The sequence below is a fragment of the Acidithiobacillus ferrooxidans ATCC 23270 genome (assembly GCF_000021485.1).
Lineage (GTDB): Bacteria > Pseudomonadota > Gammaproteobacteria > Acidithiobacillales > Acidithiobacillaceae > Acidithiobacillus > Acidithiobacillus ferrooxidans.
Genome location: NC_011761.1, coordinates 2,134,923 through 2,156,877 on the forward strand (window position 1 = coordinate 2,134,923; position 21,955 = coordinate 2,156,877).

18 protein-coding genes and 4 pseudogenes are annotated in these 21,955 nt (G+C 55.8%); 17 read left to right on the forward strand and 5 right to left on the reverse strand.

Annotated features, from left to right (window positions below; translation table 11 throughout):
* The first annotated feature begins 67 nt into the window (after positions 1-67).
* The 9 genes and pseudogenes from AFE_RS10970 to ltrA all read left to right on the forward strand — a co-directional run bounded on the left by AFE_RS10970 (position 68) and on the right by ltrA (position 8,809).
* Entirely contained in the window at positions 68-1,300 is a 1,233-nt protein-coding gene (locus tag AFE_RS10970) for an FAD-dependent monooxygenase (protein ID WP_225487177.1), read from the forward strand.
* Positions 1,290-2,477: an FAD-dependent monooxygenase gene (locus AFE_RS10975; RefSeq protein ID WP_012537165.1), complete on the forward strand. Its 1,188-nt coding sequence runs from the start codon at positions 1,290-1,292 to the stop codon at positions 2,475-2,477. The genes AFE_RS10970 and AFE_RS10975 overlap by 11 nt, the downstream gene beginning before the upstream one ends.
* Positions 2,478-2,488: 11 nt before the next feature.
* On the forward strand, positions 2,489-2,752 hold the full coding sequence (locus AFE_RS10980) for an accessory factor UbiK family protein (protein WP_009565782.1): 264 nt from the start codon (positions 2,489-2,491) through the stop codon (positions 2,750-2,752).
* Positions 2,753-2,755: 3 nt separating this feature from the next.
* On the forward strand, positions 2,756-3,577 hold the full coding sequence (locus AFE_RS10985) for a magnesium chelatase domain-containing protein (RefSeq protein ID WP_009565783.1): 822 nt from the start codon (positions 2,756-2,758) through the stop codon (positions 3,575-3,577).
* Entirely contained in the window at positions 3,513-3,647 is a 135-nt protein-coding gene (locus AFE_RS16835; RefSeq protein ID WP_229129733.1) for an ATP-binding protein, read from the forward strand. Before AFE_RS10985 ends, AFE_RS16835 begins: the two co-directional genes overlap by 65 nt.
* A gap of 71 nt (positions 3,648-3,718) precedes the next feature.
* Complete coding sequence (locus AFE_RS15745) at positions 3,719-5,563, forward strand: hypothetical protein (RefSeq protein WP_012537166.1); 1,845 nt, start codon at positions 3,719-3,721, stop codon at positions 5,561-5,563.
* 162 nt (positions 5,564-5,725) lie between these two features.
* Positions 5,726-6,672: pseudogene (locus tag AFE_RS15750) on the forward strand (transposase); the annotation flags it as partial.
* Between the two features lie 662 nt (positions 6,673-7,334).
* On the forward strand, positions 7,335-7,616 hold the full coding sequence (locus AFE_RS16610) for an RNA-directed DNA polymerase (protein WP_009565786.1): 282 nt from the start codon (positions 7,335-7,337) through the stop codon (positions 7,614-7,616).
* Positions 7,617-7,771: 155 nt separating this feature from the next.
* Complete coding sequence (gene ltrA / locus AFE_RS11005; RefSeq protein ID WP_080513203.1) at positions 7,772-8,809, forward strand: group II intron reverse transcriptase/maturase; 1,038 nt, start codon at positions 7,772-7,774, stop codon at positions 8,807-8,809.
* Positions 8,810-8,898: 89 nt separating this feature from the next.
* Here ltrA and AFE_RS16180 read toward each other — a convergent pair.
* A pseudogene (locus AFE_RS16180) lies at positions 8,899-9,069 on the reverse strand (IS481 family transposase); the annotation flags it as partial.
* A gap of 165 nt (positions 9,070-9,234) precedes the next feature.
* Here AFE_RS16180 and AFE_RS11015 point away from each other — a divergent pair.
* The 3 genes from AFE_RS11015 to AFE_RS11025 are packed head-to-tail and all read left to right on the forward strand — an operon-like array spanning position 9,235 to position 12,408.
* Positions 9,235-10,479 (forward strand): tyrosine-type recombinase/integrase, encoded by a 1,245-nt coding sequence (locus AFE_RS11015; protein WP_012535982.1) that lies wholly within the window; start codon positions 9,235-9,237, stop codon positions 10,477-10,479.
* The gene (locus AFE_RS11020; RefSeq protein WP_012535983.1) at positions 10,476-11,417 is read left to right on the forward strand and encodes a tyrosine-type recombinase/integrase; all 942 of its coding nucleotides are present in this window, start codon (positions 10,476-10,478) and stop codon (positions 11,415-11,417) included. The genes AFE_RS11015 and AFE_RS11020 overlap by 4 nt, the downstream gene beginning before the upstream one ends.
* The gene (locus AFE_RS11025) at positions 11,410-12,408 is read left to right on the forward strand and encodes a tyrosine-type recombinase/integrase (RefSeq protein ID WP_009561339.1); all 999 of its coding nucleotides are present in this window, start codon (positions 11,410-11,412) and stop codon (positions 12,406-12,408) included. Before AFE_RS11020 ends, AFE_RS11025 begins: the two co-directional genes overlap by 8 nt.
* A gap of 92 nt (positions 12,409-12,500) precedes the next feature.
* Here AFE_RS11025 and AFE_RS11030 read toward each other — a convergent pair.
* The 3 genes and pseudogenes from AFE_RS11030 to AFE_RS11040 form a co-directional block, all read right to left on the reverse strand.
* A pseudogene (locus AFE_RS11030) lies at positions 12,501-13,343 on the reverse strand (DDE-type integrase/transposase/recombinase); the annotation flags it as partial.
* 133 nt (positions 13,344-13,476) lie between these two features.
* Positions 13,477-13,863: a hypothetical protein gene (locus AFE_RS11035; protein WP_225487178.1), complete on the reverse strand. Its 387-nt coding sequence runs from the start codon at positions 13,861-13,863 to the stop codon at positions 13,477-13,479.
* A 284-nt stretch (positions 13,864-14,147) separates the two neighbouring features.
* Positions 14,148-15,122: a hypothetical protein gene (locus AFE_RS11040; RefSeq protein ID WP_041646443.1), complete on the reverse strand. Its 975-nt coding sequence runs from the start codon at positions 15,120-15,122 to the stop codon at positions 14,148-14,150.
* An 870-nt stretch (positions 15,123-15,992) separates the two neighbouring features.
* On the opposite strand from AFE_RS11040, the gene AFE_RS16840 reads away from it, so the two are divergent.
* A complete protein-coding gene (locus AFE_RS16840) occupies positions 15,993-16,376 on the forward strand; it encodes a hypothetical protein (protein ID WP_225981800.1) in 384 nt (127 codons plus the stop codon).
* Complete coding sequence (locus tag AFE_RS16845; RefSeq protein WP_225487687.1) at positions 16,307-16,789, forward strand: hypothetical protein; 483 nt, start codon at positions 16,307-16,309, stop codon at positions 16,787-16,789. The genes AFE_RS16840 and AFE_RS16845 overlap by 70 nt, the downstream gene beginning before the upstream one ends.
* A 26-nt stretch (positions 16,790-16,815) precedes the next feature.
* Here the strand turns inward: AFE_RS16845 and AFE_RS17110 are convergent.
* Positions 16,816-17,043: pseudogene (locus AFE_RS17110) on the reverse strand (helix-turn-helix domain-containing protein); the annotation flags it as partial.
* A 216-nt stretch (positions 17,044-17,259) separates the two neighbouring features.
* Between AFE_RS17110 and AFE_RS16185 the strand changes: the two are divergent.
* The 3 genes from AFE_RS16185 to AFE_RS11065 all read left to right on the forward strand — a co-directional run bounded on the left by AFE_RS16185 (position 17,260) and on the right by AFE_RS11065 (position 21,779).
* Positions 17,260-17,451, forward strand: a complete 192-nt coding sequence (locus tag AFE_RS16185; protein ID WP_012537173.1) for a hypothetical protein — start codon at positions 17,260-17,262, stop codon at positions 17,449-17,451.
* Between the two features lie 488 nt (positions 17,452-17,939).
* On the forward strand, positions 17,940-19,340 hold the full coding sequence (locus AFE_RS11060) for a DUF6880 family protein (RefSeq protein WP_012537174.1): 1,401 nt from the start codon (positions 17,940-17,942) through the stop codon (positions 19,338-19,340).
* Between the two features lie 9 nt (positions 19,341-19,349).
* On the forward strand, positions 19,350-21,779 hold the full coding sequence (locus AFE_RS11065) for a TOTE conflict system archaeo-eukaryotic primase domain-containing protein (RefSeq protein WP_012537175.1): 2,430 nt from the start codon (positions 19,350-19,352) through the stop codon (positions 21,777-21,779).
* Positions 21,780-21,955: the final 176 nt, after the last annotated feature.

Genomic DNA, 21,955 nt, shown 5'->3' on the forward strand with positions numbered 1-21,955 from the left:
AGTACTTGCTGCAAAGGGCATCTTGGTCTTAAATGGCTGGATAAAGTAGAGACCATGCAGGGGGGGAATGATGCGTACGTTGACGGCAGACCTGGCCATTCTGGGTAACGGTCCAGTGGCGCGCAGTCTGGTTCTGGCCCTGGCGGACAGCCCGCTGCGGGTGCTGATGCTGGATACCTATCCTCTTGCCCAGGCACGACCGCGGCTGACGGAGCGAACCATCGCCCTGGCCCTGGGCAGTCACCGCCTGCTCCGCCGTCTGGGGGTGGCCATGCCTCTGGCCGATGCCGCCGCTATCCGGACCGTGCAGATCACCCAACAGGGCATCAGTGGACGGGTACTCCTGGAACACAGCCTGCTGCACGCGCCGGAGCAAAGGTTGGGGGAAGTGGTCGGTCTGGAGATCCTGACTGACGCACTGGCCATGCCACTGGCAACTTGTCGCACCCTTCAGCAGGAATCGCCGGGGCCGTTGCAGGCCCTACAGTGGTTTCCGGACCGGGTCCAACTGGACTGGCCGGATTTGCGGGTAGAGGCGGCACTGACGGTGGTTGCGGATGGCGGCCATAGCGATCTCGCACGGCTGGCCGGTCTGCGGCGCATGGGCTGGGATCACAACCGCCACGCCATCATCGCCACGGTGACTCCGCAGCAGCCCCTGCCCGGCATCGCGTTCGAGCATTTTCTGGAGAGCGGACCGCTGGCTTTCCTGCCCATCGGCAAGGACCAGTTCTCCATCGTCTGGAGTCTGCGCCCTGGGGATGCCAGTCGCATCCTGGACCTCTCCGATGCAGATTTCCTGGAGGCCCTGAACCGCCAGCGGCCTTCGTCACTACCGCCACTGGTCACAACCGGTCCGCGCAGTGTCTATCCTCTGTTTTTCCAGCGGTTCTGGGCCGATCCCGGCCAGCGTCTGGCATTGGCGGGGAATGCCGCACAAACCCTGCATCCTTTGGCCGGGCAAGGCTATAACCTGGGATTGCGGGATGTGCTGACTTTGGGCGCCCTGTTACGGGAGGCGGCTGAACGTGGTGACGACCCGGGGAGCAGGTCCCTGCTGGCCGATTACTCCCGTACCCGTCGCCGCGACCGGCTGGAGACCATTGCCTTTACCGAGACCATGAACCGTCTATTCAGCAGTCCACGTCTGCCGCTGCGCTTGGCACGGGCCGCGGCTCTGACTCTGCTGGACCAGACATCGCTGGGTAAGCGGGAACTGGCAGCGCGGCTGGCTGGCATTCATCTCCCGGTACAAAGCGCCATACCGGATCTGGTTACGGATGGCTACCATGTCCGATAATGCTCGTTATGATCTTGTCATTTCCGGCGCCGGCATGGTCGGTGCCAGCCTGGCCCTGGCCGCCCAGCAGGCGGGCTTGCGCATCGCCGTGTTTGAAAAGCGCAGCGCTGCGGCATGTGCCGCGGCGGACCCCTTCGACCGCGCCAGCTTGATCGCCACCGGGTCCGTGCGTTTTCTGACCAGCCTGGGTATTGATCCCGCGTTGCTCGGCAGTGCCGTGGAACGCATGCGGGTATGGGATGCGGAAGACTCCGGTGGTATTCATCTGGACGCCGAGGAAGGTGGGGAAGATCTGCTTGGGTATATTGTCGAGAATCGTCGCCTGGAGCAGGCCCTGCATACGGCGCTGAAAGAAGCCGGGCTATATATTCACTACGGGCAGGAAATCACCGGCGCTGCCCCCGATGGCAAGGCCATGTATATCACCGATGCCTCTGGAACACAGTCCCGCAGCACTCTGCTGGCCATTGCGGAGGGTCGGCAGTCGCCGTTACGCAAGGCGCTCATTCAGGCGCCGGTATTCCGGGAAAGCTATGGACAGGACGCCATCACCGCCACCGTCTGGATTGAAAAGCCTCATCGCCACATCGCCTATCAACGATTCCTCTCCACGGGCCCGCTGGCGGTACTACCTTTCAGTGACGACGCCCAGGGACGTGCCCGCGCTTCCATCGTCTGGAGTGCCAAACAGGCCCATGCACGCCACCTGATGGCCCTGAATGATGCGCGGTTTCTGCGCGAACTGCATGAGGCGTTTGGACCGCAACTGGGGCATTTCCAGGAGATCGGACGACGCAGCAGTTATCCCCTTTCTGGCCTGCACAGCAGCCGTTATATCGGGGAGCGCAGCGTATTGCTGGGGGATACCGCCCACGGTGTTCATCCATTGGCGGGTTTGGGGGTAAATCTGGGATTTCGTGATGCGGAACAACTGATAGCGGCCATCACCACCGCCCGTCAACATCACCAGGACTGGGGCGAAACCCCCGTACTGCGCCGCTATCAAAGCGTTCGGCGGCCTGATAATCTCGTCACTGTACTGGCTTGTGGCGCCCTCAGTCACCTCTTCTCCAACCGCAGTCGCGGCCTCGCCCGACTACGCGACCTGGGGATGCTGGGAACTGGTGTCATCTCTCCGGTCAAACGTTTTCTCATCCGTCAGGCCATGGGCCTTTAAGGAGATTGCAGATGCAACACCGTATTGCCGACGATATCGCCGCCGCCATTGGCGACACCATTGCCCGACTGGGGACCGTCAAGGAAGACGTGGACAAGCAGGCACGTGCCATGCTTGCCAATGCGCTGGATCGTCTGGATCTGGTCACCCGTGACGAATTTGATGTGCAGCGGGAACTGCTCTCCCGCCTCGCCGCGCGGGTTGCCGCGCTGGAAGCTCGCCTCGACGCCCTGGCACCCAAGGCCGCTTTGGACGAAGACGCCAGCAAGGATTGAGCCTTGCCGCTGGCGATAGTCCACAGCCGCGCCCTGACCGGGGTACAGGCAGCAGGCGTCGCCGTGGAATGCGATCTGGGCCCCGGCCTACCGACCTTTGCCGTTGTCGGTCTCGCTGAAACGGCGGTCAAGGAAGCCCGGGACCGGGTGCGTTCAGCCATTCAAAACAGCGGCTTCGAGTTTCCGGCACGACGGATGGTCGTCAATCTGGCCCCTGCCGACCTGCCCAAGGAAGGTGGCCGCTTCGATCTGCCCATGGCCATCGGCATTCTCGCCGCCAGCGGGCAACTTCCTGCGGCCGCACTGGAAAAGCTGGAGATGATCGGTGAATTGGCACTGGATGGGAGCCTACGTCCGGTGACAGGCACGCTCTCCAGCGCACTGGCCGCTGGACAGGCGGGACACGCCATTCTGGTGCCGCAAGGCAATGCCCGGGAAGCCGCTTTTGCCCAAAGTACGCCGGTCTTTGCCTGCGCGAACCTGGCACAGGCCGCCGCCCACCTGCGTGGTACGGATCGCCTACCTGAAGTCGTCTGCGATGCGGAAAGCCCCGAATCGGCCTTTCCGTACCTCGATCTGCGCGATGTGCGTGGTCAGGAATCGACCAAGCGGGCACTGATTGTTGCGGCGGTGGGTGGTCATCACCTACTCCTGTCGGGCCCGCCCGGCACCGGGAAAAGCATGCTGGCGGCACGACTACCCGGCCTGTTACCGCCCCTGCACCGCAGCGAGGCGCTGGAAGTAGCCGCCATCCACAGCCTTGCAAGGGAACGGTTTCGATATCCGTCAGTGGGGCAGACGTCCGTTCCGCAGCCCCCACCATAGTGCTTCTTCAGCGGCGCTGGTGGGCGGTGGTTGTGATTTCCACCAATTGTTGCAACATTCCATCAAATAATGCTACAAACATATACGGTGAGGCTGTCCCACGGCAGAAACTAAAGATTAGTAACAGAAGACAATCAAAGTATGAAAATTTTCGACTTCGAACCCATCGAGCCTCAATCAGATCTACTTGTGATGGATTCGCTAAGAGGTCATCCGTTCGCCGATCGTCAAAGAGCGGTTATGTGGTATGGTGCCATTCACCAAAATAAAAATGACCGTTCACAGCCCCTGGCAACTGTTCTTTTCCATGATGTTAATGATGGCAGATTCTATGGTGAATTCCGCTGCCGCAAAGTATCCGCACTGAATTTAGGGCTTCTCCCCATTGGTAGTGTTTGGTATGAAGGAAGGATGGTTTCACAGGCTAGATTCATGACAAAGCAATTCAAGGTTGATTTTTCACATCGCGGGTGGGAATACTACACCTTAAATGGAGACAAAGAGCCTTTAGTTCCACCCAATGTTTATCCTCTGTTCTACCCCTGCAAGAATGATCTTGCCGGAAGTTGGATGCTAAAGTTCTTCCTTGGCAACGATCAAATCCTTCTCATTCCATCTCTGGTGTTTTTTACGCGTTGCTATGGCAGTTCGGCTTTGCGCCGTCACTTCCTGACATTACCGTGGGCGGAGATAGAAAACAGACTGTTCTCTAAATCTGAAGAACTAAACGGTGAAGAAGCAAATAATAATTGGGCAATTTTCTTACCCAGCACAGCGCACAAGTCTGATGTTCACATTCTTGCTCATATCAAGTATGACAACTATGCTGCGCTTCAGGTAAAACATATTGCTGCACAGGCTTTATCAAGCGATGAAAACAATCGGATTTTTCTAAAGGTAGCACCCTGGTTAACCCAAAAAGGTAAAATAAGTGTTTCAGGTTTTTACATTAGGGAAACAAAAACATTTCTTGCATTAAACATACTTGGTATTGGCCCTGACAGATATCCGCCGTATCTAGTTTACAAGTACCACACAAAAACTACCAACTTACCAGAAGATGAATTTTCTTACCCATCTTCCTCGACCCAGACACCAAACGATGAATATTCAGATCCAGAACTACTTGATAACAAATCACCGAGCATAAATAGCAGGTTAAAGAAGTTTTCAGAGCCAGATTTTGAATGGATCAATGAACCAATTATTAAATCAAAAAAACTAGCGCGCGAACGTTTATCAAGGAAAAATAACAGCAAATCGGAAGATAAAAAATTAACAAACTTAGAAACTCCAACATCCGATGACACGTTTTCAACTAGCGAAGCTTACGGTTCTAGTGGCAATACCACAGAAGCACTAACACACAGCAAGCAACCAACAGAATCCATTGATAAATTATGGTCATTATGGAAAGCTATCAATGATATTGCTGAAAAAAACAAAGAACACATCACAGCCGTATATCACTACGACATCACAAACGGATTTTGCAATTCAGGTATCCCGAGACTCATAAATTTTCCTCTTAAAAGAGAAAATAATAATACCGCAAAAAACAACAACACCAAAGAACAGCACAACAGAACGCTCCCTCGTCGATTTCCGTTAACATATGGGAACCCCGAAAAAAGAAGAGGTTTATTGCTGATTAAATTATCATTAGCTAACACTGATATATATGTCATTGACATTCAACATCGCACGGATGTGTCCGGAGAATCATTTGCAGGTTTGGCTTTCACACTTACGTCAACCGAGAACCTTGACGATTTTTTGCGTTTGCTTATTGATAGTATCATAGCTAATAACGGACATGTAAGATCAATAGCTAAGAATTGGAGAAACGGGAAAGCATTTGCCTATTATCACGTAGATTCACCAGGGAAGAAGGTTACAATGCCAGAAAACACGGTGAGAATTATTTTAGTAAAAATGATGAAATTTCTTGGGATTAATTTACCTCTTAAATTCAGGAACAATTGAGCAGAAGATCCATGCAAGAGCAATACTAACAGTGAAACATACAATCCCTGCAGAAGGTCTGTACTGTCGGCGTTCAGGGATTATTCCCCCCCCGGTGTCAGGGTAGTTGTCGCCTCTCTGAAATGGAGCAAGGCATAGGCCGGGGGCGGAAAGTTGGTCGATATGAAGCATTATTCAGCAGAACGTAAGGCTGCTGTATTGCAGAAGATGTTGCCGCCCACCAGTTTGTCCGTGGCGGAACTGGCCAAACAGGAAGGGATTTCTGATGTTACGCTGTACCATTGGCGCAAGCAGGCCATAGCGAGTGGGGCGATGAGTGCAGTGACCAAGAAGACAGCAGAGGGTTGGTCTGCCGAGTCCAAGTTGGCAGCGGTGGTGGAAACGGCCCTGCTGTCCGAGGTGGAGTTGAGCCAGTATTGCCGGGAGAAAGGGCTGTATCCAGACCAGGTAAAAGCGTGGAAACAGGCATGTATCGTTGGACAGCAGACCGCCACCCAACAGAAACAGACAGCGGGTGCGCAAGCCCGTGCAGACCAGAAACGGATTCGTGAGCTGGAGCGGGAACTGCGTCGCAAAGACAAGGCCTTAGCCGAGGCGGCTGCGCTGTTGATCTTGCGAAAAAAATTGAACGCCCTCTGGGGGGACGACGCCGGGGAAGATTAACCCCGGTCCCGGAGCGGCAACAATTGGTCGCCTGGATACAGGAAGCTGCTGACGGCGGCGCCCGCCGGTCGCGGGCCTGCGCAGAAGCGGGCTTATCATTACGTACCGTCCAGCGATGGACAGAGGAGCAGGGAATGGTGAAGGCGGATGCCCGCACGACGGTCGAACGACCGGCACCCAGCAACAAGCTGAGTGAAGCCGAGGTGCAGGAGGTGCTGGACGCCTGTCATCGTCCGGATACCGCACACCTGCCACCGACCCAGATTGTGCCACGGCTGGCGGATGAGGGGGTTTATCTGGCATCGGAGTCCACCTTCTACCGGATCCTCAAGGCCGAAGGTATGGACGCACGACGGGGTCGTGCACACCCGCCCCGCAAGGAGAAGTTACCCACCACCCATACGGCCACCGCAGTCAACACCGTCTGGTCTTGGGACATCACGTACTGTACGCCCAGCCAGCGTAGCCCGCCCTTTTGGGGGTAAAGCTGCTTGAGCATGTTTGGAATGCAGAACTCAGTATGTTTTCTTTTGTAACTGGGCCTGCCCTTTCTCTGCTGCGAGAGGAAGTGAGCCGAAGCGGCGGTGACTTGCCGACACTGGCAAGGTGACGAAGTCCGTGGGAAACGGGGCTTGCGGCGAAGCGGTTACGCCAAGATGAGCTTCTAGGCTGAGCATGGGACGGTTGAGGAACACGAACCTGTTTACACGCATCTGAGGGTTGAAATGTCACCACTGCCTACACCGCTTATGAGGCAGGGCGTGGGCTGTCGCTGGGCACAAGTATGGCTCAGCGATGCGAATGCTGGCTGGACATGTAAGCCGGACAGCACGGAACCACGGGGAGCGCGCAGCTAGACCGTGGTGCCCGCGACGACTTGCGGCAAGCAAGGATAAAGACTGCGACAGGCAACCTCGCCCATGCGTTGAGTCCGGCATGTGAACTGGGGAAGGTCTGTACAGATGCCAAGGGAGTAGGTCCCCGATGCTGTGCAGATTGGCGGAGCCCCTGTAGTAGTCCGAGATCGGGAAAGCCGGTCACATGGCGAAGGGGGGCAGTTGAAGTGGTTTGCTGGGTGGATTAACTGATCATAGTGAGGTGAAGACCTTTGATAATCAGTGAAATGCAAAGCAAACTGGCGACATGGTCGACGGAGAACAAAGAGCGCAAGTTCAATCGACTCCTGAGACTGATTGCTGGCCAGGATTGGCTGAGTGAAGCGGCTCGCATTACGCTGGCCTCCAGCGGAGCCCGCACGCCGGGTGTGGATGGGGTCGATAAGCGCATGATGGAGCGGAATCTGTTAACGAACAATAGAGTTTCATCCCGGATAAAGTATCATCCTGGAGTGCGGCAAAAATGGGGCAGTAAGCATGCAACAAACGAATAATCAACGGCGTGAGTTATTATCAGGGTGGCACTTTATTGTTCTGCGCCCCGTCAGTGGCGCGTTTAGCGGGCAACTCAGGATGATACTTGCCCCGCTAGGCCGCCAAAGCGGCGAAGCATAATCAATAAGTTGCGTGCGAATCAGGATGATACTTTATTGTCCGTGAACAGAATCTCCAGCAGGAGCTGACGGCGATACGCGAAGAGCTGATGATGGGCACCTATAGCCCGCTACCGGCACGGCGCGTATATATCCCCAAAGCAAACGGCAAGCTCAGACCGCTCGGCATCCCGAGTCTCAGGGATCGCATCGTGCAACGGGCCATGCTGATGGCGATGGAGCCGATCTGGGAGAGCGACTTCCACCCGGCGTCATATGGCTTCAGACCAGCCCGAAGCGTACACCACGCGATCCGTACGGTGAAGCTGCAATTACAGGACGGTGATGAACAGAGTACCGCCGGACGGTGGGTCATTGAAGGTGACCTCTCCAGCTACTTCGACACAGTTCACCACCGTTTGCTAATGAGTGGAATCCGCAAACGGATTGCCGATCAGCGCTTCCTTGCCCTGCTCTGGAAGTTCATCAAAGCAGGTTGCGTTGATCGCGGTTTATTTCGTGCTGCCAGTGAAGGTGTTCCGCAAGGCGGTGTCATCTCACCGCTATTATCCAACATCATGCTGCATGAATTCGATGCGTGGATGGAAGCGAACTATCTGAACAAGAAGGTGCGGAAGGACCGGTGGGCGTGGAACTTCGGCATTCTCAAGCAACGGCCCATCGCTGCGAGAGAGAACCGGCAGTGGAAACCAGCAGTCTCCTACTGTCGGTATGCAGATGACTTTGTCATCGTGGTCAAGGGAACTCGAGCACATGCCGAAACCATACGTGAGGCATGCCGGGAATTCCTCGAAGGCGGATTGAAGCTCACGCTGAATATGGAAAAGACCCATATAACGCATGTGAACGATGGTTTCGTCTTTCTTGGCCACCGAATTATCCGCAAGCGCGGACCACGCGGCCGCATGCGGCCTGTGACGACCATTCCGTGGGAGAAGTATCGGGGTTTTGCCGCGCGGTTAACCAAACAACTGTCGGGCAATTACAGCATGAACCGGATGGATCTAGTGGAAAGCCTGAATCGGCAACTTGTCGGTTGGGCTGCCTTTTACCAATATACCGTAAACGTTTAGCCAACCCACCCTTGCAGCTTGTCTCAGATCAAGCTAATGCGGTTTTTTTCCAGTTCCACGGCAAGAGTTCGTGGAGTTTTTTGTTGGGCCAGCGGGGTGGTGCCGATCTCGCTGTGCCTACTACGATGATATTCCCGCTCCACCCAGGCCTGCGTCGCCCGGTTCAGGGCACCCAGAGTAAGCCCTTCCTCTCCCTCCAGCATCGGCAGCAGGCGGCCTTCGATCTGGCCCCAGAAGCACTCCTGCTTCCCATTCTGGTATTTATGTGGCCGACCACATAAATACCATTATGTGGCGCTTTAAAATATGTGGCGACCAATGAAAGTCCCCATATAGGTCAAGGCCTCATGTCAAATCTACGCCACATAATTTTGTCGACTTCATGGGATGATGACCGTCCATTTTGTTGAAAAAGGCGGTCGATCATGATGGAAGTACTTATCAAGCGCCCCACTACGTTGGCGCGTTATCTGGGGGCTCCGCTCGCAGAAGAGAGGGATAATTTTCTCAAACACTGTGCGCAGGTAGGTTACTCGCCCTCCATGCTCAAGAAGATTTCTTGGGTGATCTGGGCTGTCGCAGAGTACATTGGCATTGATCATGGCAAGGTGACTATGCAAGACATTAGGATTGCTGTAGATCACCGGACGCGCTTTAAACGCCAATCAACCCAGACCAAGGAATCGAAGAGCACTCGCCAGATGTTTATCCATTTCGCGACGGAATGGGCGCGACATATGGGTTGTCTTGGACAAGCTGCGAAACCTCAGGATAGTTTCGCGGTACAAATAGGGATTTTTGCTCGCCACATGCGCGAAGAACGGGGACTATCTCCCGTGACTATTGCAACCCGTTGTGAACGGCTTGGCTGGTTTTTCGCCGGATTAAATCCGCCACGAGGCACGCTGGATGCAATCACCATTTGCGATCTCGATGCCTTCGTCGAACTGAAGGGCCAACAAGGCTGGACGCGCGCCTCACTGGGCTCATTGGCCAGCTCCTTACGCAGCTTTTTTGCTTTTGCTGAAGCTCGCGGCTGGTGTGCCAAAGGGTTAACGGCGACCATTGAATCGCCGCGACTATATACCCGCGAGGGAATCCCGGAGGGCCCGGGTTGGGAAGATGTACAGCGTCTCTTGGTCAGTACTGCTGGCGATCATCCTGTAGATATTCGCGATCGCGCCATTTTGATGTTGCTGGCATTGTACGGATTGCGCCGTGGCGAGGTCGCAGCACTTCAACTCGAGCATTTGGATTGGGACGGGGATAAAATTTGCGTGGTACGACCTAAACAGCGCATCGCTCAGCGTTATCCCTTACTGCCCAGTGTGGGCGAAGCCATTGTGCGCTATCTGCGCGATGTACGTCCTCAGTGTGAACATCGGGCGTTATTCCTCACGATCGGTGCCCCCATGCGCCCACTTTCGGCGGAGAGTATCTCGCATGTCGCCCGCGCACGCTTAAACCAGCTTGGTCTCACGCTCTCTCCTCGCGGGGCGCACTGCCTGCGTCACGCCTGTGCCAGTCATCTCCTCTCTTCGGGTTTTTCACTAAAGCAAATTGGTGATCACCTTGGTCATCGCAACGCCAATTCGGCGCTGAGCTATACCAAGGTTGATCTGACGGGGTTGCGACAGGTCGCCGAATTCGACTTGGGGGGTTTACTGTGAACCTCTCAGAACTGATTTCTCTCTACATCGCCCATAAACGTGCGCTCGGATATCGGTTTCTAACAGAGGACCACTTGTTGAGATCTTTTTGCCGGGCAGTCGGTGATAGGCCAATAGAAACTATCGGTGCAGACGCCGTATCTATTTTTTTAAATGGCAAGGGGTCCGTTACGGCCTACTGGTACAAGAAATATCATGTGTTAACCGGATGTTACCGATTCGCATTGGCACGCGGGATGGTCACTGCAATCCCGCTGCCTCGCAGTGTACCAAAGCAGGACGGGCCCATATTTGTGCCTTATATTTATTCCCACGCAGAGTTGAAAAGACTGATTGATGTCCTTCCCGCTCTTTGCGCCGGACGCTCCAGAATCGACGATTACGTCTTCAAAGCCCTTCTGTTACTGATGTATGGTGCAGGACTTAGAATCAGTGAAGCGCTATCGCTCCATATCCATGACGTCGACCTGCAACAGACCATTCTATATGTTCGCGAGACGAAGTTTTACAAGACCCGCATAGTCCCATTAGGCAAGGATTTAACCCAAATTCTGAATGAATATATCGCCAAACGGAATAACCGCTACTCAGCAGCTACAGATGCGCCGTTCTTCTGCTTCCGTGACGGCACACCACTGAGTAGATCCGCCGCCCATGGTCTGTTTCGGCGCGTACGCGCTAAAGCTGACGTCCTCAAAGAGGGTGGCCCGAGGCATCAGCCACGCCTTCACGATCTTCGCCACTCAGCCGCTGTGCATCGCCTTATTGCCTGGTATCGCTGCGGTGCAGATTTGCGCGATTTGTTGCCCAAGTTGGCAACCTATCTTGGGCACGTCGATCTTTCGGCAACACAACGTTATTTGACCATGACACCAGAGTTACTTCACGAGGCGAGCCTGCGCTTCGCACACTATGCATTGGAGAAAGACCATGACTGACGTGACCCTGCTTGGCCCCTGGATACGGCGATTTCTACTGGAGTATCTGGTACGAGAGCGCAATCTTTCGATAAATACCCAGCGCAGCTATCGAGATATGCTGTCCCTTTTTCTGCCCCACGTGAGTAAACAACTCAACAAATCCGTGGACCGATTAACGGTATCTGATCTGTCGGCAGACCTTATCCGTCAATTCCTTAGTGATATTGAGGAAAGCCGCCACTGTCTCGCCGCCACCCGCAATCAGCGCCTCGGCGGCCTGCACGCGTTGGCTCGATTCATTGGTGAAAATAGTCCTGAGCATATCGAGTGGTGTTCACAAATCCGGCTGATTCCTTTTAAAAAAACGGCATATCCAGGCATTACCTATCTCGAAAAGCCAGAAATGGACGCCCTTTTAGAATCTCCAGATCGCCAGACCCCTCAAGGCCAACGTGATTACGCCTTATTACTGTTTCTCTACAACACTGGGGCGCGTGCCAGTGAAGCTGCCGATCTCAGGATCGTTGATGTGGATTGGCATGCTCAATGCGCCCACATTATCGGCAAAGGTAACAAGCGGCGTACCTGTCCATTGTGGCCGACCACTCTGGATCAATTGCGTGCGCTAGCAACGCAACGTGGGTTGGATCAACGAGTTTTTTTAAATCGCAACGGCCAACCCATCACACGCTTTGGTATCCATACGATGGTCGAACGACATGCTGCTAGGGCTTGTGTGCAAGTGCCATCAATGAGTACGAAGCAGGTCAGTCCACATGTGATCCGCCACAGCACGGCAACCCACCTTTTACGTGCTGGCGTGGACATCAATACCGTCCGAGCCTGGCTGGGACACGTTTCGCTCACTACGACCAACATCTACGCTGAGACTGACCTCGAGACTAAAACTCGTGCGTTGGCGACATGTGCTCCGCCCACAGCAGAGGGGATGGCAACGAAACATTGGCGTCAGCAGCCGGACCTGATGGCCTTCCTCCACGGCTTATAGCTGAATACTTATGTGGCGTTAATTTGATCCTCAGGCAGGTGGTATGCGGGTTTTAAATCCAATAGCCACATATTTTAAAGCGCCACATAATGGTATGGACTATAAGGCAGTGTCGTCTGATGCAGCACCCCCAGCAGGGCCAGTCCGTTGGTGGTTTCCTCGGCCACCATGGCGGCGCCATTGTCGGTCATCAGCGCCCGTGGCAGGCCGCGCTTCATAAAGGCCTGGCAGAGGCCGTGGATGAGGCTCTCGGCGGTTTCGTCCAGATACCATTGCAGGTGGCAGAGCAGCCGCGAGTGATCGTCGATGATCCCCAGCAGCATGGGTGTCTCCCAGGCGCCAGCACGGGTCAGCACCTGGCGGGAGCCATGGTGGAAATCCAGATGCCAGAGGGCGGCGGTATGTTCTACCTCATAGCTGCGCACTTCCAGGCGTTCCAGACGATCACGGGCGGCGATAGCGCCGGCGGTGGCGCGTTTCGGTCGCGACTGCCGGAACAGGCCCTGTGCCTGGAGATAGCGGCGGATCGTCGGGTAGGACGGAAGCGTCACATCCTGCCCCTGCAGGGCAGCCTTCAGATTGTCGTAGTGCAACTGGGCTGTCCAGCCCGGATGCTCCCGATATTGGATGGTCAGCGTCTCGATCGCCAGCGGCGTCAGACTCGGGAACTGGCCGACGTTACTGCGTAACCGGTTGCGCAGGGGGAGGACCGGATTCTCTGCCGCGCGTACCCGGTAATACCAGCGCTCCAGGGTGGAGAATCCAAACTGGACCGGTTCCCCGGTGAGCGGATGGCGCCAGATCCGGGCGGCCAGCGCCTCCAGTGCCGGAGCGAGTTCTCCCGGAGCGGGTGGTGCCGCCAGCAAGGGGCCAATGATCGCAAAGCGCAATAGCGCCCAGCGATCCCGTTGGGGGGAGTCGATACGGGTCTTCATCATTCAGTCTCCAGAGGGGGTGCTGCCCAGGGCAACACGGGAGACCCAGCTTACAAACCCTCAGTCAGGGTGACACTTGCCAAGTTCTGCGGGAAATCTGCAACCCTCATTCCGTTTGATGTTTACCCCTGGTTTACCTCTGGCGGATCGTCAGCGGCGTGAGCAGCGCCAAACCGTCCAGCACGGCGGCTATGGGTGGACCCGCAAACCGGGCCAGCAGGCTGAGTGGCAGATCTTCCCGGTGGACCGGCGGCAGATAGCAGGCGACTTCCGCCTTCCAGAGGGAGGTCAGCGGGAAGTCCTGCTTCCACCAGTCTCGCCAGCGTCGCAGGGTGCGGCCGGGCACGTCGAGCAAAGCGCAAACCTCCTGGGCACCCGGTGTTCTGGCGGTCAGCCGTCCGGCCATCAGCAGGATCACCAGGGCCAAATAGACCCGGCGCCCGAGAAACCGCACGGAGGGTGACGTTCTGCGCTTGCGGCAGTGGCTACAGCAGAAGCTGAAGCGCGAGGCGTACGGCATTCTGAAATCCCGTAAACAGCCTCTGGGCTTGCGAGGGTAGTCCGCCCGATGCCACTTCCCACCACAGACACACCGAATGCCCCTGGATTCTTCGGCAAGGGCTTCATCAACGCGGTACAACCACTGAAATATTTTGGGATCATGCAGAAGGTTATGGCACACTGACGGGGTCCTTTTCTTGGTCGGAAAGTGACACTCCCCCAACAGGCGCGTTTGTTCAAGTTCTTCGAGGGGGTTTACCCCCAGCCCCTCACGCTACGTGACCGTCAGCGTATCCAAAGCCATCAATATCTCTGACCGTACTCAATAACCCCGTGCAGCCATAGCCTCGGTTTGCTCTCGATCGGCAGGATGACCGTCTGAATGCCATTGCCCTGCCGCAACTCGCGCAAGTGGTAAGCATCCTCCAGCTTTGCCGCTTCCACCTGCTGAAGAAATGCGATTTCAGGCCAGGCCGGAGGAGGCGTAGGTCGCATCGCCAAAACCTCCTCACGATGTTCCTTCCAGAGCAGTCGGACCCGCGCGTATAGCGGCGACTTTCCCATGGCTTGAAGTTGGTAAACGGCATCCGGTTCGAAGGGGTCCTTGACCTGGGGAAGACGAAACCCGGATCCCGCCAGTTCGCGTTCTATACGTTCCGCGAACTCCTTGCGGCCGACTTGTCGAAGCGACGCTACCACACGGCTTATCCCCAGCCCACTGGTCTCTACCAACACCGCGATGGCCCCGGGATCTGCAAGCGTACCGAGCACAATCTGAATTTCTTTTTGCCAGGTTTGATAAAGCCTGGGTGGGAGCTTGATCAGACAGTAAGGTAGGGACATACATCGCAGGCCATCGATCAGGACAACCTGTTCTTCGGTGGGCATGGATTTTTGTCCGGGATACATCACCAAGCTATGCCCAAAGACCAGATCCTGAATCTGACTTTGGTTGACACCCAGAAGCACTTGGATCTGCCGTGGGATAACATTGCATTGGGAATGCCGTAGCAAGGAGGATTCCGCTGATAAGCAATATTGAGCGCCAAATCGATCTTCCAGGTAGTACGCCAGATATTCCCAGAAGTTTGCGTAAAACAGCGTGCTGTCGCCCTGGTGAGCACCCGGGTCTGAAACGAAGTACCACCCCTTGAGGATTTCCCGCAGAAAGCCCTTCTCTAGGAGTAAAACTCGCGTGGCATTCTTGATCTGTTGGCCGCGAACGACACCTTGGGTTGGCCCGATCTTGGCGTGCAGCTCTTCCAAGGCTAGGGCCAACTTTGTTGCTTCGCTTCGTTTCGGTCGCGCCATTCGATCGTCCCATATGTTTTGGTTAATTTAATATACATGTTTTATTTAATTTAATAAAGAGTTTTTCAGTTGAAACAGGGGTTAACTCCCATATTCTACCTCGTAGTAACCCCTTCCTGAACGGTCCACAGGGCCACCCACCCCCTGGCGAGCCGGGCATGAGCTGTACTGCAGGGGCACACAGCGGGGGGGGGGGGGGGGGCGCCTCGGATTTATGCTTAATTATCCATCGTTGCGTAATTTATCGGTTTGGCGATAATTGTGCGTAAGGTGGTTCAAGATCGCAGCGAAACCCAATGGTTCCCGCCGAATTGCCCCAGAGTTGGCCTACCGGGCACTGCTCGTGCCAGACGTTGAGGAGGTCAGGGTCACTCATCCTAAATTCGGCAGTTACCTCTGCTGATTTGACAGGATTCCTTTGATAGGATTGGTTTTTCCCTGTAATGGAGGCTCACCCTGTGGGTGATGACGAAAATCGGCCGCAAAAGGCCATTCCTGCGACAGTAAAGGCCATGGTCGTGGACACCCGGAGTGGTCGTATTCAGGTGTATCCTGGGATCAAGAATCGGCAGCCACCCCCTTTGGTCAGCTGGTATTCTTTGCCGAGTTTCAGGAAATCAGCGGTTTGTTTTCTGCTGCTGGATGTGGAAGTCACGGCTGGCAACACCACGGCCTCCAACCATGCCCAACCAGGGCTGAACCGCGTACTGGACTCCCTAAGTGCTGAACAGCGCCCTTATCTGGTACGTGGCGACTGTGGTCTTGGCAATGATGCCGTCATTCGCGAGATGGAGACCCGGCAGCAGCCCTACCTCTTCAAATTGCGTCAAACGCCTATTGCAGCGAGCATTTACCCGCCGCGACTGGATGAACGCCGGACAAAGCTGGGAAGACCGCAAGGACAGCATTCAACTTGCCGGGTGGCAGCAGAGCCATCGGGTGGTTATTCTCCGGCGTTTGCTGAAGCAAAACCTGATTGCCACCCAGGAACAGCAGGGCCAACTGGAATTTGCTTTCGTGGACCGGCGCCAGACCAAAGTCTACGAATACGCCGTGCTGGTGACGGATCTCACAGAAAGTATTCTGGGCATCGCGCAGCTGTACCGGGACCGGGCGGATGCGGAGAACGGTTTTGACGAGCTGAAGAATCAGTGGGGCTGGGCGGGTACAGCACCCGTGATCTGGCGCGTTGCCGACTCTCCGCCCGCGCCGTGGGGCTGATCTACAATTGGTGGAGCTGGTATACCCGACTGGCCTTTCCGGAATCCCGGCGAGAGGCCATCACCAGCCGTCCATTGCTGCTGTCCGCCATAGGCCGAAGCACGAAACACGCTGGACAGGCCCAGCTTTACCTGACGCCCATGCATGCCGCGCAGAAAAAGGTTGAACGCGGAATTGAGAATATCCGCCGAGGCTTACGGGCTGTTCGCCAGACTGCGGAGCGGTTGCTGGGGCACCAGCCATGGGACCTCCTCGTGCGCTACATCGTCGCCCAATTACCCAATCACCGTGGTTACCAGATGGGGCGATTCCTGTTCTGGCCGGGCCGTAACTGCTTTTTTAGGTTCAACAGCCTGCACAGGCCGCGCCGCCGATGCGTCTGCGCCCAATCCCGACCACGGACGGCATCGTAGCTTTGCCTGGTGCCGCCACGACGGCACTCCCTACTCAGAGTGCCGGGACTACGATTCATGATCCTGGACAAGGCTCTCAAGCTCTGCCCAGCATTCAGTCCTCTCTGCAGATGATTCCGCTCATCCACACTCAACTGATGGTACCTTTCGCCCATCTTCCACCTCCGGCCCCATTGGACCATAGGTGTTGCATGTATGAACGTCCCCGGTTTTGCAAGATGCCGTAGATGTAGGTTTGGTTCGACTGCAAACATGTATCCGGCCTGTTGATGGGCTTAGTGTCCTGGCCCCAATGGACTATCCGCGTATCTGGTCCTCATCACTTCACAGGCTTTTTTACTTCATTCTTGAGCGCGCCCCGGATGTTTACAATTATGCCGATATTTGCTACGCTACCTCATATTATCTTTATGATTATATTGATTAACTATAGTTGTTTACACATTTTTCCATACACAAGAGTTCATGTCATGAAAAGCCCGCTCGCTTTATATCGCGCCTTCAGGGCGGCCAATGTCCCTGACGACATCGCCAGGGACGCTGCCTATGCTGTGAGCGCTGATCTAAAAGCCATGATCGGTCAGTTCGTAATCGAGCAGAATCTTGATGTTGCCAATGCCAGGATTGGCCTGGCAGGGAAAAGCCGCTCCGCGGATGCATGAGTTCAAAAACCTTGCAAAAGCGACACATGAGATACGGGCTCCCAGGGTTCAAGGAGGACCGCTAAAAAATACGGAAACGTCACCTATTCTGATAGGCTTTCTGGCCAAACTTGAGGCGGTGGGATTCTGACTACCCTGCCGCAGCAGTCGCGATACCAATTGCGAACGCATGGCAACATCGCTTTTTTTCGCATTGATTGCGGCAATAGCGGAACAGCAGCCAGTCCTGGGGTAAAAAGACCTGCTATTATACCAACCCCCCATTTTCCCCTTTGCAAAGGAGGCCATGTCGGCGCAAAAAGTCCGCCGCCGCCATTGACCCCCGTTTTTCATGTTACTACAATAAGTTCGATAGTGAGACGCATATGTTGGGATGAGCGGAGACGCCAATCCAATCTACTGGCTCAAAAGCCATTCTCCGACGCGGGGCTCCTGATCATGTCATCGGCTGAATACAACTTGAGCATGCCAAGTTCCACGGTGGTCTTGTGACCGTGTTTTCCCCCATGACCGATGCAGACCTCAGGATAACGCCCGAGGACAAGGAGACCCGGCTCATTGGGCTAGGCGCAGAACACTTGGCGAGGTCCCTTGTGCTCATGGCTGCGGAGAACCCTTCGGTCAGCGAGTGGGTGGAATGCCTGATTGCCACCCCCACCGAGGCGTTGCAAAAATACCGGAGTAAGCTCAAGCAGATGAAGGACTTTGACGGCTTCATCCCTTGGTCTGAAGCTTCGGCTTTCGCCCACGAGGTGGGCGCGGTACTGGACCTTCTGCGGCAAGGGGCACCTGATCCCTGTAGTGGCGCTGCTCTGGTGGGCGAATTTTTTGCTTTGGACAAGGTGCTCATCGAGCGATGCGACGATTCGAATGGCTCCCTTGGTGACGTTTTCCGCGAGGATGCCACGCAACTCTTCGTCGAATATGCCCGCGATTGTTCTCATAAGGAGGCTATGGCGGATTTAACCGCGAAAATTCTCAAAGAAGATGACTACGGCGTACGGGGTGAGTTGCTCCAGACGGCCAGCCAGTTCTTGCCCGCTGATCAACTGCGGAAGCTGATCGCGCGGTATCAGGCCCAGGCGGACACAGCAGTTGACGAATACCGTCGCCGCGATCACCTGCGCGGGGTGGAATCCCTGGCGCGCCAGTTGGGTGACGCCCCTTTGTTTGAAAAAACCCGCATCGCCGCCTGGGGGGACCCTTCTCCCGCCGCGTGTCTGGACATCGGCCGGGTGTACTTCAAATGCGATGATCTCGACAATGCCCGTTCGTGGCTGGAGCGGGTCCCTCCAGATGAGTGTAGGGAATCCGTTCAGCGGGATGAACTGCTTCTCACGATCTATCCACGTCAAGGATGCGGAAATCTTGCGATTCCTGTGGCTTGGCGGGTTTTTCGAAGACACCGCAATACCAACACCCTGGATGTGCTGATCGCCCTTCTCGGGGAATCAGAGCGGGGGAATGTTATCGCCGAAGAGACGGCCAAGCTATTGGCAAGTCCCCAGTTCATTCTCGACAATGCGCAATTTTTGCTGCAGGTTGGGAGCCTGGACGACGCGGAGCAGTATGTGCTCACCCACGTCACAGCGATCAACGGTGATCACTACTGGGGGTTGCAGGATCTCGCTGAGGAACTTTTGGCAGCGGATCGTAACCTTGCCGCCTGCGTGATTTACCGTGCTCTGGTGGAATCCATCCTTCACCGCGGCAAACCCAAAACCTACCACCATGGCGTCCACTATTTACAGAAACTGGATCTTTTAGCAGCGCGCGTTTCTCGCTGGGGCGATTGGGAAGATCACACGGCCTATAAGCAACGCCTTTATCAGGAACACCAGAGAAAATACAAGTTTTGGGGGACCTATACCGGTAAATACGGATCATAGGCATCGCCCATGAAATCCTCGACGCCACAAAATCCTCACCTTGACGCTCCAGCCAGTACGATAGGCGAACAGGATTCGTTCGCGGCGTTAGGGGAGGAAAACGCCCGCCTGGTCGCGTTGCTGGAATCGCATGGTATCGCGTGGCGTCTACCGCCTGAGCCAACGCCGCCCGTGCCGGAGTCAGCCCCCTCCCATTTTTCAGCCGAGGCAAAGGTGGCGCTGTTTCGTCGGCTATTTCGTGGGCGAACAGATGTCTATCCCGTCCGCTGGGAGAGCAAGAGTACGGGTAAGTCGGGATACGCGCCGGCCTGCGCCAATGAGTGGCGCCCCGGAGTGTGCGACAAGCCGCGCATCAAGTGCGGGGAATGTGGTAATCGGCGGCTGTCTCCGCTGTCCGATTCGGTCATCTACGGTCATTTGCTCGGCAAGCATACGGTCGGCGTCTATTCCTTGCTGGAAGATGACACGTGCACCTTTCTCGCCGTCGATTTCGATGAGGCCGAGTGGCAGGACGATGCCCGCGCTTTCGTGCATTCTTGCGAAGCACTCAGCGTCCCAGCGGCCCTGGAGATTTCGCGTTCCGGGCAGGGCGCACATGTCTGGGTATTTTTTGCCCACAAGGTGGCCGCACGAGACGCACGTCGCCTGGGTACGGCCATCATCAGCCATACCTGTGCGCGCACTCGGCAACTGAAGCTGAATTCCTATGACCGACTGTTTCCCAATCAGGACACGATGCCCAAGGGTGGTTTTGGTAACCTGATCGCCCTGCCGCTGCAGAAAAAGCCGCGCGAGACGGGCTGTAGCGTATTCGTCGATACCGACCTGCGTCCGTACCCTGATCAATGGGCTTTCCTGGCATCCATCCAGCCGATGGCGCCGCAGGATATCGAGCCCACCATCCTACGCGCCACGGATGGGACCCATCCGTTGGACGTCACCTTTATTGATGAAGAAGACCTGGCGACGCCGTGGACGCGTTCAACGCCAGCAATAACGAAGTTATCCGGGGCAATGCCAAAGACGCTCAGGTTAACATTGGGCAATCTCCTCTACTTCGAGAAAGCCCAATTGCCCCCGCCACTGGCCAACCGCTTGATTCGCCTTGCCGCGTTCCAGAATCCAGAGTTCTACAAGGCGCAGGCGATGCGGATGTCGGTGTGGGACAAACCGCGCGTCATCGGCTGTGCAGAAAACTATCCGCAGCACATCGCCCTGCCGCGCGGCTGCCTCGACGCCGCGCAGGAATTGCTACGCGACAACGGCATCCGCTGCGAACTGCGTGACAAGCGGGTTCCCGGTGAACCCATCGACGTACATTTCGTTGGCACATTGCGCCTTGATCAAGAGGCGGCTATCACCGCGATGCTGAGCCACGACGCGGGCGTATTGTGTGCGCCCACCGCCTTCGGCAAAACCGTCGTGGCGGCCGCAATGATCGCCCGGCATGGCGTAAACACCCTGGTGCTGGTACATCGCACCGAATTGCTCAAGCAGTGGCAGGAGCGGCTGCAGTCGTTCCTCGGCGTGAGCAAGGGCGTGGTTGGCACAATTGGTGGTGGTAAAGCCAAGTCCACCGGCCAGATCGACATTGCCGTCATGCAGTCGCTGTCACGCCATGGTGAGGTAAATCCCATCGTCGAGAACTACGGTCACATCGTTGTGGATGAATGTCACCACGTCGGCGCGGCGTCTTTTGACGCCATCCTGAAGCGGGTCAAAGCGAAATATGTGCTCGGCCTGACCGCCACGCCGATTCGCCGTGATGGTCAGCAGCCCATCATCTTCATGCAGTGCGGACCGATTCGATATACGGCCGCGAAACCAGCCAGTGCCCCACATGATCTCGCGGTGATACCACGATTTTTTCATTCGCGCATCGACCTGCTGCCCGAAGCCGGGATTCAGGAGGTGTTCCGGCACCTTGCCAATGACCAGGCCCGGACGGGTGCCATTGCGACTGCGATCAAAAACGCTATCGTCCAAGGCCGCAAAGTGCTTGTGCTAACTGAGCGCAGTGAACATCTCGACGCCATTCGTGCGGCTTTGGGCGGGAAAGTGTCGCCACTATTCGTTCTGCACGGTCGGATGCCCAAAAAGGAGCGTGCTTTGGTCATCGCGGAGCTTGGCGCGCTGCCACCGCATGCCCCTCGTGTACTGCTCGCCACCGGCAAGTTGGTCGGGGAAGGATTCGACCATCCGCCACTGGATACGCTGGCCCTGGCAATGCCGGTGTCGTGGAAAGGCACGTTGCAGCAGTACGCCGGCCGGCTGCACCGGGAGCATGCCACCAAGACCCATGTGCGCATTCTTGACTTCATTGATACCGGGCACCCGGCACTATTGCGGATGTGGGATAAACGTCAGCGCGGTTACCGGGCGATGGGTTATCGAATAATGGATGAGGGTGCCACTGATTTGTCCATGCCGACACCATGATGAGTGGTCAGTGGAACGTCAGAATGGCAGCGTTATTCTGTCTTCGAAATCAATCGCTTCCATGCTTATACTATTGGTTGACAACGGCAGCTAATAAGCTGATTCGATGCCACTTTCTCGATCGTTTCGGTATTGGGTTCCGGGCAGGTCACGGGCTCAAATAAAGCCTTTTGGCC

Excerpts from the sequence above, each read along its gene's own strand:
- AFE_RS11015 (WP_012535982.1), top strand. The coding sequence starts at position 9,235 with ATGATGGAAGTACTTATCAAGCGCCCCACTACGTTGGCGCGTTATCTG.
- AFE_RS10970 (WP_225487177.1), top strand. The coding sequence starts at position 68 with ATGATGCGTACGTTGACGGCAGACCTGGCCATTCTGGGTAACGGTCCA.
- AFE_RS11035 (WP_225487178.1), bottom strand. The coding sequence starts at position 13,863 with ATGCCGTACGCCTCGCGCTTCAGCTTCTGCTGTAGCCACTGCCGCAAG.
- AFE_RS11065 (WP_012537175.1), top strand. The coding sequence starts at position 19,350 with ATGAAATCCTCGACGCCACAAAATCCTCACCTTGACGCTCCAGCCAGT.
- AFE_RS10980 (WP_009565782.1), top strand. The coding sequence starts at position 2,489 with ATGCAACACCGTATTGCCGACGATATCGCCGCCGCCATTGGCGACACC.
- AFE_RS10975 (WP_012537165.1), top strand. The coding sequence starts at position 1,290 with ATGTCCGATAATGCTCGTTATGATCTTGTCATTTCCGGCGCCGGCATG.
- AFE_RS11025 (WP_009561339.1), top strand. The coding sequence starts at position 11,410 with ATGACTGACGTGACCCTGCTTGGCCCCTGGATACGGCGATTTCTACTG.
- AFE_RS16185 (WP_012537173.1), top strand. The coding sequence starts at position 17,260 with ATGAAAAGCCCGCTCGCTTTATATCGCGCCTTCAGGGCGGCCAATGTC.
- AFE_RS15745 (WP_012537166.1), top strand. The coding sequence starts at position 3,719 with ATGAAAATTTTCGACTTCGAACCCATCGAGCCTCAATCAGATCTACTT.